Below are 10366 nucleotides of genomic sequence, written 5' to 3' on the forward strand. Positions count from 1 at the left end.
AAAAAAATAGCCATAAGCTCCCTAATACCACTTCTAATCATCAAAAACTCTCCAATCTTTAGATAAGTCAACCCAATTAAAGTTCTCTTTTTCAATACGATCTATTTTCCATTGCCTTTTCCATTTTTTCATATTCTTTTCACGGGTAATAGCATCATTAACATACTGAAAGCTTTCAAAATAAACTAACTTATATAGGCCATACTTCTTACTAAAACCCTCAACTAATTTATTCTTGTGTTCAAACATACGACGCTCTAGGTCATTAGTGACTCCAATATAAAGCGTACCATAAGTTTTATTAGTAATAATATAAAGGTAATATTGATGGATGGTTTTAAACATGAGTGGACATTTGATTTTAGCTAAATGAAACACGAGTGGATTCCTGCCTTCGCAGGAATGACAAAACAGGAACCTTTAATAAATATAATAATAAAACACTAAAAACCAATGATGTACATTTAAAAGTATTATTACAGAAAAGCTGAAATAAAAATACTATTTTCTTAGAAACCTATAATTCAGAAGAGGATTGTCATTCCTGTAAAAATAGAACCACACTAATCACAAAATCAATTTTAATTAATTAAAAGCGATTCAATCGTAATTCTTATGGAGAGGAAAAACTAGAAATTAAATTGTTAGCCGTGAGAAAACAAGAATTATACTAACTAATAAAAAAAATCAATCACTTTGTCATTCCTGTGAAAAACAGGAATCCACTTTCCGTAAAATAAACTCTAATTAGTCTGTCATTCCTGCGAAGGCAGGAATCCACTTATACAAAAATCCTTTAATGTTTACCTTCTTTTTTAGGAAGTAATAACTTCACACCATTTACTAAAAGCAAACAAACAGCTCCTGCGGCAAGTCCTACAATAAAATCTCTTAAAATCGAAGGAATTTGTTCTAAGACATGGTGCATAAAATCAATATTGTGAACAAAAATACCACCTGCAACTAAGAGTAATGCGATTGTACCAATAACCGATAAACTTCTAATGATTATGGGTAACGCTTTTACTAAAAACGTTCCTAATCCAAATAAAAAGCCGCTTTCACCATTACTCTTGCTAATAAACCTTAAACCAAGGTCATCCATTCGCACAATTAGTGCCACTATACCATAAACACCAATCGTTGCAATTAATGCCACTATGGAAACCACAATTATCTGAGTTACTATCGGCTCATTAACTACCGAGCCTAAAGCTATAATTACAATTTCAACCGATAAAATAAAATCTGTAACGACAGCTGATTTTATTTTAGATTTCTCTAAATCTAATAATTCTTCTTTCGTTAAATCTTTTTTAAGATCAACCGTTACCTCTTTTGGATGCGGCACTATAAACTCATAGATTTTTTCGGCACCTTCATAGGCTAAGTATAAACCACCAAGTATTAAAATCAGGATAACAGCCCACGGAATAAAGGCACTTAATAAAAATGCCAATGGTAATATGATGATCTTATTAAGCATTGATCCTTTGGTAATAGCCCATAATACTGGGATTTCACGAGAGGACACGAAACCTGAAGCCTTTTCCGCATTAACGGCCAAATCATCTCCTAAAATACCTGCTGTTTTCTTAGTGGTAATTTTAGTCATTGCAGCGACATCATCCATTATAGCTGCGATATCATCTAGTAGTGCAAAAAATCCTGAAGCCATTAACAATAATTAAGTTTGGTGAAAATTAAATTTTAGACTGCGTTAACAAAGAAAGAGCAATATACAGCCCGATAACAAGAGGAATCGCTGCAAAGTGAAGTACAATTAAAAGGACTACACTTAACAAAAGAAAAATATAACGCACACTATTATCCTTAAATCCCCAGTTTTTGAATTTTAAGGCAAATAATTTAATGTTAGAATTTAAGAGGTAACAACTTAAAAGCGTTAAACCGATTAAAAACCATTTATTAATAATTATAGAATTCATAAGATCATTATTCTGATATTCTAGAATTAATGGTAGTGATAATATCACTAAAGTATTTGCAGGAACCGGTAAACCTTTAAAATACGATTGTTGATCTTCGTCTATATTAAATTTAGCCAAACGATAAGCAGACGCTAGGGTAATAAACAAACCTATTAAAGGTAGCAGAGACATTTTAAAGCCTTGCCAGTGAAAAACAGAATTCCAGCTGTCCGTATAAGCTGAATAATCTGGTGCATCAATGGTCAACGAAATAAGCTTAAACATTATAATACCAGGCACTACTCCACTAGTTACCAAATCTGCTAAAGAATCTAGTTGAATACCTAAAGGACTTTGCACATTGAGTTTACGCGCTAAAAGCCCATCAAAGAAGTCGAAAAACACTCCTAAAAACACAAAAATAGCGGCAACAATAAAGTTACCATTTACAGCGAATATCACAGCTATACAGCCCGCGAACAGGTTAAGAAGTGTAACAAAATTAGGAATGTGTCTTTTAAAACTCATAGATGTATTTTTTGTAAAAATATAAAAGAATTTGTGTCTTATCTCATATTATTTTCAATTTACATGAAAAGAAAACAATAAGAACAGACATCTAGAGTTAAATAGATAGAAAAATATTATGCATCTTTGTAAAAAAATTTTGCTGTTGAAAAGTTACTTAGTAATTCTCTTATATCAAATTGAACAACTAATGTCGTATAAAGAAATTGAATTATTTTTAGATTAATTGAAATTACAAATTCTTAGCATAGCCTTTGTTACGGTAACAATTTTTAATAAAAAGTAAGCTAAAAAGAAACGATTTATATGCGACATTATGTGTTTAGTTTGGTATTGACACTTGCTACTCTTACGGTTTCAGCTCAAACCACCCGAAAATATTCAAACGAGTTTATGAATATTGGTGTTGATGCTGCCGCTTTGGGTATGAGTAACGCTGTTGTATCTCAAACGGACGATGTAAATTCTGGCTATTGGAATCCCGCAGGATTGGTGCATCTTGAAGATACTCAACTGGCTTTAATGCACTCTAGTTATTTTGCTAACATAGCGAACTACAACTATATAGCGTATGCCATGCCTTTAGATGACAAAAGTGCTGTTGGCTTCTCACTTATACGATTTGGCGTCGATGATATTTTAGATACCACACAATTAATAGACGACCAAGGCAACATTAATTATGATAGAATAAGCACGTTTTCTACCGCTGATTATGGACTCACATTTTCGTACGCCAGAAAATTGCCTTTAGATGGTTTAAATTTTGGTGTGAATGCTAAAATTATCCGAAGAATTATAGGTGATTTTGCATCATCTTGGGGTTTTGGTTTTGATGCAGGTCTTCAATTTGAAAGTAAAAATGATTGGAAGTTTGGAATAATGGCCAGAGATATAACCACCACATATAATGCCTGGTCTATTGACGAAGAAAAGTTTGAACAAATTAGCGGTGCTGTTGACGGCGAAAACCAAGAGTTACCTGAAACCACTGAAATCACCATTCCTAAATTACAATTTGGGATGTCTAAAAAGTGGGTTTTCCATTATGACTATTCCTTATTAGCAGCGGCAAACTTAAACATGCGCTTTGCTCAAAATAATGATATTATATCCACATCGTTTGCAAGTATTAATCCTGCTTTAGGATTTGAATTTGGCTATACCGATTTAGTGTTTCTAAGAGCAGGAGTTGGTAATTTTCAAAATGAACTACAAATTGATGATTCCGAACAAATAACATTCCAACCTAACTTTGGAGTGGGTTTTAAATACAGAGGTATTCAAATCGATTATGCCTTTACCGATATTGGAGACCAAAGTGCGGCGTTGTATTCTAACGTATTTTCTTTAAAAATAGACTTTAGCGTCTTTAGATAGTTTTACTTATGAAATTAAAGTTACTCTCATTTATTTTCCTATTTACTATTACTTCAACATTTGCTCAGCAATTTCAACTATCCGATGAGGCTGAAATATCTGTATTAACTATTGGGCCAGGTGAATCTCTAAATGATGCTTTTGGTCATAATGGTTTTAGAATAAAAGATACTAACTTAGAAATAGACGTGGTTTACGGTTATGGTGAGTACGATTTTGATGCTCCTAATTTTTATTTAAAATTTGCACAAGGAAAGTTAAACTATCTCATTAGCAGGCATAACTTCGATCGCTTTTTTTATGCGTATACCAATGCTAATCGTACGATTGAAGAACAGGTTTTAAATCTTTCCAGAGAAGAAAAACAAAACGTATTCAACTTTTTAGAAAACAATTACAAACCCGAAAACAGACGGTATTTATATGATTTTTTCTATGATAATTGTGCCACTCGAATTAGAGATGTTGCACAAACAACGACAAAAGGTGACCTCAAATTTATAAGTCCAGAACATCTAGAGCCTAAAACATTTAGAGAGCTTATACATGAGCAAGTCGGCTTAAACACTTGGGGAAGCTTTGGAATAGATATTGCGTTAGGATCTGTAATCGACAGACAAGCCTCAGCTAAAGAATTTATGTTTTTGCCAAAATATATTCATGCGTTTTTTGAAACCACCGAAACAAGCACTTCTGAGCCTTTAGTTAAAAACGCAACGGTGTTGTATCAAAAACAAGGCACAAATGCAGCGTCGAACATCTTATTTAGTCCATTAGTGGTAATTGGACTATTAGCCATCCTTTTTTATTTATAACCTATAAGGATTATAAAAATAAGGTACGAAGCAAGTGGTTAGATATTTTGCTTTTTAGTGTTACAGGAATTATTGGTATTGTTATTTTGCTATTATGGTTTGCGACTGACCATTCTGCGACGGCTCAGAATTATAATGTATTGTGGGCATTTCCGCTTAATATTTTTGTAGTTGCTCAATTGCTTAAGCCAAAAGTTAAAACCTGGTTTAAAAAGTATTTAAAATTCCTAATCATAATGCTTTGTTTACTAACGTCGCATTGGATTATCGGTGTGCAAGTCTTTGCAATTGGTTTAATTCCTTTACTCATTGCACTGTTAGTAAGATATATCTATTTGGTAAAATTCTTTAATCAGAATTAAGCTAAAACACCAGATCATTTAAATCATTAATGTGCGATTAATAACACGTTAGATTTGTGTTATAGAATTATCAAAATCAATGCTATTTGATTATCAGGTTTTAAGAATTTACAAAATAATTTGAAGTAGTCAGAACATATAGTTTCCACGTTAAGGAATAGACAGTAATCTAATGGTTGGAGTCAAGTCTTGTTTCTTAGTTCTTCAAACTTTTCACTTTACACTATTCACGCTTCACTATTAACTATTCACTCAAAAACCTACTGTCCTCGGTAATACAAAATCGTACTTAGTGTTTTAATAAAAATATTAAAGTCTAAAAAGATGCTTCTGTGTTTAATATAAAACAAATCATATTGCAGTTTCGTTAAGCTGTCATCAACGGAAGCTCCATAGCGTGTTTTTACTTGTGCCCAACCGGTTAAACCTGGTTTTATAATATGGCGTGTTTCATAAAATGGAATAATACGTGATAACTCATTCACAAAGAACGGACGCTCTGGTCGTGGTCCAATGATACTCATTTCGCCTTTTAGTACGTTATAAAATTGAGGAATTTCATCCATACGAGAGCGTCTTAAAAACATTCCAAATTTTGTTATTCTAGAATCATTTTTTTGTGCCCATTTAGCTCCATTTTGTTCTGCGTCTACCACCATACTTCTCAACTTCAAAATATTGAAAGGTGTACTATTTTTACCGACACGCTCTTGCGTATAAAATAAAGGCCCTCTATTCCCTACTACATTTCCTAGTAAAATAATAGGCAACAATAAAATACCAATTAACAAACCTATTATCGCAAATACAACATCAAAGGCACGCTGCACAAATATGTAAAGCTTATTCTCATTACTTCGGCTAAAAGGAAAATACTTATAGAAATCCTTTCCAACAAATTGAATTGGAACCTTATGTAACAGTTCTTCATAGACTTGGGTATAATCTCGAATTTTAAACCCACGCTCTAGTAATGAAATTAAATCGTGATACACCTCTGCCATAATAGCCTCTGTGTTAAAACTCGCTACTAAAATTTCAGAAATTTTTTCTTTTTAATCGTTTCTAAAAAGTACTTAGCTTCAAACTCTGGAAGTCCATTATACTTTACAGATTCTAAAGACGAGGCTTCACTATTAATAAAACCCACTATTTTGTAATTGGGATCTGAGGTATTTAAAGCTTTAACTAAACCATCAATATTTGATATTTCACCAACTAAAAGTACACGTTTATAAAACCGTGGAGATTCTATTAAGTTAATGTAAAAGATTCTCCATAAAAGAATTGAAATTATTAAAACAAGATAGAGATATACAATTTGTAAACGCTCTACTGGTAAATACGGAGCTAGCACCGGAGTTAACAGATAAAACAAAAGCACCGTAGAAGCGGTGATGACAATATTTTTAAACGTCGTGTCTAACTGACTCGCTTTTTGTAAATCGTAGAGTTCAAAAATAGTACCAAAAACGGCAACATAGATTCCTAATAAAATTAAATGACCTATGTTTTCTAGGCTCACTTCTATATATTCAAAATCAAAGTAAAAGCTTAAAGCAGATACTCCTAAAAATACCACGAGTAAATCTACCGTTCTCAGTAAAATTTTACGTTCAGATACTTCAAAATGAATACTTTTTTTCTTAGGCATTAATAAAATATTCTAGAGTGTAAATATAAGAAGTCTTATTAATTATCAACTTTTATTTGGACTAAAAACAGAATATGTAGTTAGCGTGTCACTGGTAATTTCTTAAGAGAAAGCAGCGACATTATAACAGTCTTGTTTTAAACTCATTATAACTCCTGTTTTCACTTAAATAATACGGCCTTCCATTTTTCTTTTAAAAGGCTCCAATCAAATAGTGCTACTTTTTCGCGGGCTTTAGTTACCCTATTTTGCGTCTCCTCTGGATTTGATTTTAATTTAAGAATCGCTTCCACAAATGCTTTTGTATTATTAGGTGGCACAAGGACACCATCGCTTCCGTCTTCAATAAGGTAAGGCATGCCACCAACATTCGTTGACACAATAGGTAGCCCTAAAGCCATGGCTTCTATAACACTCACCGGCATGTTATCAAAATTGGTGGTATTGATAAACACATTATAATCTTTAGCAAGCGCTATCCATTCTGTTTTAGTAAGCTTGCCTGGTGTATCTACCGTAACTCCTAAAGCTTTGGCATGCGACTTCACTTTAGCCAAAGAACCATCCGTATCTGGGCCTGCCATACATAACGTGGTTTCATAACCGCGATCTTGTAGATCCTTTAAAATATCTACGGCCAAGCAAGGATTGTAAATTTCTGAAAACGAACGCACCCATAATAAGCGTATGGTATCCATGGGTCTTATGGTAAACGGATAATTTTGTAGCTGTAAACTATTAGGAATATAGACCACATTCGTAAACCCATGTTTGCTAAAGGCCTCTTTTAGATATATAGAAGGGGACACTAATACTTTAGCCGACTGAAACAGCATGCGGCTTAATTTAGGGTTCTGTTCTAAGCGTTGGGGCAAATTGCCCCCATGTAAAATAGGAATATAGGGTAAACGCCATACGCGGCAGACTTGACTCACCAGCAAAGCGTAATAAAAATTCTGAGTGCTATAGGTATCGATTAATACATTATCCATACGGTATCCATACACTATGGTGCCTTTAACCATATCTAAGACACGTGCGATCTTATTTTGAAATGCCGATTTACAGACCACCTTAAATCCTTCTCCTTCTAAGGCCTGTGTTAAGCCTTTCATATAAGAAACGTTGGTCTTACGGCTCGATAAGTTGTTTCCTAGATACAGGACGTTTTTTTTCATAAGTAATATGTAATAACGCTAAGCCATAAATAAAGCCTGGAGCTGCAATACGCATGGCCGAATGATTAATGGTGGCAAACCAAAAGATTAGAAAAGAATAAAACAGCAAATTCCCCTTGTGTTGTAAACGATAGACTAAAGGGGTAAAAATAAGCAGCAATAAAATAATTAATCCAAAGACGCCGTGTTCAGAAAATAAACGGCTCACTTCATTATGCGAAGCAATAATTTTCCCTTCCTCTTCTAAACGTACTTGTTTCATTCCATTCGCTCCCACTCCAAAAAAAGGATGTCTTAAAAAGCCTTCAAATTCACGGACAAACAAATCAACCCTACCTGTAGAAAGATCTGATTTTCCTCTCCCTGTGGCATCTTCATTTACATAACGATTTTCTATTAATCCATTGGTTTGACTTGCCGTTATAGACCACGTTATAGCCACTCCAATACCCAGTAAAAAAAATGAGCCTAAAATTTGCTGTCGTTTTTTATATTTTGATTTTCCATACAGAATTATTAAAAATCCAATCATCATCATCACTGCTGTAAGCACCCCGCCACGACTAAAGGTTACTAAAGCTCTAAAAGAGACCAAGCCTAAAAACACCAAATTAAATAGTTTTAAAAACAAACTTGGGGATTTTAAAAAAAACCGCACGGTTAATGCCACCATACCCAAACCTAATAAGGTCGCTACTTGATTAGGGCCATAGCCACCAGAAGCTTCAAAATTAGACCCCGTACCTTGTAAGACCTCTTTAACGCTTGGATTGTATAAAAACAAATAGACCATCATTGCTAAGACCGGAAAGGTCATGCAAGCCAAAATTTGTAATAACTGTTCTTGGCTTATTTTTTTATCGTAGCAATATAAAGCAGATGCCCCTAAGCAGACCGGGCCACTGAGTACAAAGGCTATCGATTTTCTAAAGTTTAAATCATACCCTAATGTCGTTGACGCTACTAAAACTGAAGGAAGCAGTAAAACAAGATAAATAAAATAGGGATAACTTCTCCCAGATACTCCTGTAAAAAACATCCCTATTAACACCAATAAAATGATATAATATTTAGAAAACTCATAAAACAAGCCTCCACCCGTCATCCTAAAAAGGGATTCTGCTGCCGCAATATAAGCACAACCAAACAAGACCCACATGGTTTTAGAACGCTTTGGTGATAACATTACTTTTCCTATAAAATAGAAACATACAATGATAAAATACAATTTAGAAAATTGCGGAATATAATAAATCCCTATTCCGACCAATAAGTGTAACACCATCAAAGCCACATAGCCATCATTGGTGAAATGGTATTTTTTTTATGTGTTAATCTTTTGCTCATAGGTAAGGGACAAATTTAAACATATAATGCTAGTATTTGCTTTATGCTTGCTGCTTCTGAAAATGTTTCAGCTACAAAATTTTGCAAACGTTTTCCGGTTTGTTGTCGCAGTTCTATATTAGTCATAAACATTTTTAATGCTTTGGCTAACTCCTTGGGCTTTTGTGGTGGTATAAGCTCCCCATGCAGCTTTGATGGTACCACTAAATGACAATCCCCTACATCAGTTGCAATTACTGCTAATCCACCTTGACCGTATTCTAATAATGCCAAAGGCAAACCTTCAGATTTAGACGCTAAGACCCCGATATCTGCTTGCGCAATAATAGCTGTGGTATCTTTACAACTGCCGTAAAAAAAAACGCTTTCTTCTAAATGTAATGCTTCTACCGTTGTTTTAATCGTTTCAGCATAAGCATCCTCAAAATCTTTCCCCACACAATGCAAGGTCCATTCTGGAAACTGCTGTACCACTAGTTTAAACCCCTTTAAAAGTGTAATATGATCTTTTTGAGGGCGTAAATTGGCTAAACATAAGACCCGTTTTCCTGTCACACCTTTTAGCGTTGTAATGGTCTTTGTAATTGGATACGACACTACAAAGTTGGGCAAAAACACAACATTTTTGCAGTACAGGTTCTGCTTATCCCAGTGTTCTAATACTGCGTTTACCGTAATAATAGATTTAAACGTTTTAGAGCACCATTTTAAAATAGCTTTAGGGCGTTGCTCTAAAAACTCACTATTACCGTAATGATCATGCCAAATAATAGTAAGCTTCGGGTGAACTAATTTTAATAAGGTCGCCATAAAATAAGAGCTCGCATGGGCATGCACAACGGTAATCTGTTCGTGTTTTACAAATTGTAAGAGACGCTTTAATGCCGAAAAGTCTAAAGTTCTTTTACGTTTTAAAAATAGATAACCAACTTCTGCTTTTAAGCTCTCTTTTAAAAGCCCTTCAGCACGCGTGGTACACAAATAAGAGGCCTCAACCTCTGTAACCAAGGCATTCGCCAGATTTACAGCCATACGCTCTGCCCCACCTGCTTCTAAACTATCTATTAACTGTAGTACTTTCAATTGGTTGTTGGTTGTTGGTTGTTGGTTGTTGGTTGTTGGTTGTTGGTTGTTGGTTGTTGGTTGTTGGTTGTTGGTTGTTGGTTGTTGG

At 34.2% G+C, this 10366-nt stretch carries 11 protein-coding genes; 3 read left to right on the forward strand and 8 right to left on the reverse strand.

All coding sequences use genetic code 11. The features are described 5' to 3' along the window. Positions 1 to 33: 33 nt before the first annotated feature. The 3 genes from ADIWIN_RS01990 to ADIWIN_RS02000 form a co-directional block, all read right to left on the reverse strand. A complete protein-coding gene (locus tag ADIWIN_RS01990; RefSeq protein ID WP_020897346.1) occupies positions 34 to 345 on the reverse strand; it encodes a GIY-YIG nuclease family protein in 312 nt (103 codons plus the stop codon). A gap of 451 nt (positions 346 to 796) precedes the next feature. After that, the gene (locus ADIWIN_RS01995; protein WP_020897347.1) at positions 797 to 1678 is read right to left on the reverse strand and encodes a DUF808 domain-containing protein; all 882 of its coding nucleotides are present in this window, start codon (positions 1676 to 1678) and stop codon (positions 797 to 799) included. A 25-nt stretch (positions 1679 to 1703) separates the two neighbouring features. After that, positions 1704 to 2459 carry a CDP-alcohol phosphatidyltransferase family protein gene (locus tag ADIWIN_RS02000; protein ID WP_020897348.1) on the reverse strand — a complete coding sequence of 252 codons (756 nt, stop codon included), beginning with the start codon at positions 2457 to 2459 and terminating at the stop codon, positions 1704 to 1706. Positions 2460 to 2765: 306 nt separating this feature from the next. Here ADIWIN_RS02000 and ADIWIN_RS02005 point away from each other — a divergent pair, with 306 nt between their 5' ends. From ADIWIN_RS02005 to ADIWIN_RS21040, 3 genes are read left to right on the forward strand one after another with little or no spacing between them, the layout of a single operon-like run. Next, positions 2766 to 3839, forward strand: coding sequence for a putative type IX sorting system protein PorV2 (locus ADIWIN_RS02005; RefSeq protein WP_020897349.1), 1074 nt, complete (start codon positions 2766 to 2768; stop codon positions 3837 to 3839). An 8-nt stretch (positions 3840 to 3847) separates the two neighbouring features. Continuing rightward, positions 3848 to 4654: a lipoprotein N-acyltransferase Lnb domain-containing protein gene (locus tag ADIWIN_RS02010; protein ID WP_020897350.1), complete on the forward strand. Its 807-nt coding sequence runs from the start codon at positions 3848 to 3850 to the stop codon at positions 4652 to 4654. 47 nt (positions 4655 to 4701) lie between these two features. Beyond that, entirely contained in the window at positions 4702 to 5016 is a 315-nt protein-coding gene (locus ADIWIN_RS21040; RefSeq protein WP_020897351.1) for a hypothetical protein, read from the forward strand. Positions 5017 to 5276: 260 nt separating this feature from the next. Here the strand turns inward: ADIWIN_RS21040 and ADIWIN_RS21725 are convergent, their stop codons facing one another. The 5 genes from ADIWIN_RS21725 to ADIWIN_RS02030 all read right to left on the reverse strand — a co-directional run. Continuing rightward, complete coding sequence (locus ADIWIN_RS21725; RefSeq protein WP_020897352.1) at positions 5277 to 6020, reverse strand: sugar transferase; 744 nt, start codon at positions 6018 to 6020, stop codon at positions 5277 to 5279. Positions 6021 to 6046: 26 nt separating this feature from the next. Next, on the reverse strand, positions 6047 to 6670 hold the full coding sequence (locus ADIWIN_RS21730) for a nucleoside-diphosphate sugar epimerase/dehydratase (protein WP_020897353.1): 624 nt from the start codon (positions 6668 to 6670) through the stop codon (positions 6047 to 6049). A gap of 161 nt (positions 6671 to 6831) precedes the next feature. Further along, a complete protein-coding gene (locus ADIWIN_RS02020; RefSeq protein ID WP_040756292.1) occupies positions 6832 to 7848 on the reverse strand; it encodes a glycosyltransferase family 4 protein in 1017 nt (338 codons plus the stop codon). Next, positions 7802 to 9034 carry an O-antigen ligase family protein gene (locus ADIWIN_RS02025; RefSeq protein WP_235046966.1) on the reverse strand — a complete coding sequence of 411 codons (1233 nt, stop codon included), beginning with the start codon at positions 9032 to 9034 and terminating at the stop codon, positions 7802 to 7804. Before ADIWIN_RS02025 ends, ADIWIN_RS02020 begins: the two co-directional genes overlap by 47 nt. Positions 9035 to 9210: 176 nt before the next feature. Further along, positions 9211 to 10366 (reverse strand): glycosyltransferase (locus tag ADIWIN_RS02030; protein ID WP_235046968.1); only part of this gene is annotated, 1156 nt, incomplete at its 5' end.

Source organism: Winogradskyella psychrotolerans RS-3, from assembly GCF_000427335.1.
Classification (GTDB): Bacteria; Bacteroidota; Bacteroidia; order Flavobacteriales; family Flavobacteriaceae; genus Winogradskyella; species Winogradskyella psychrotolerans.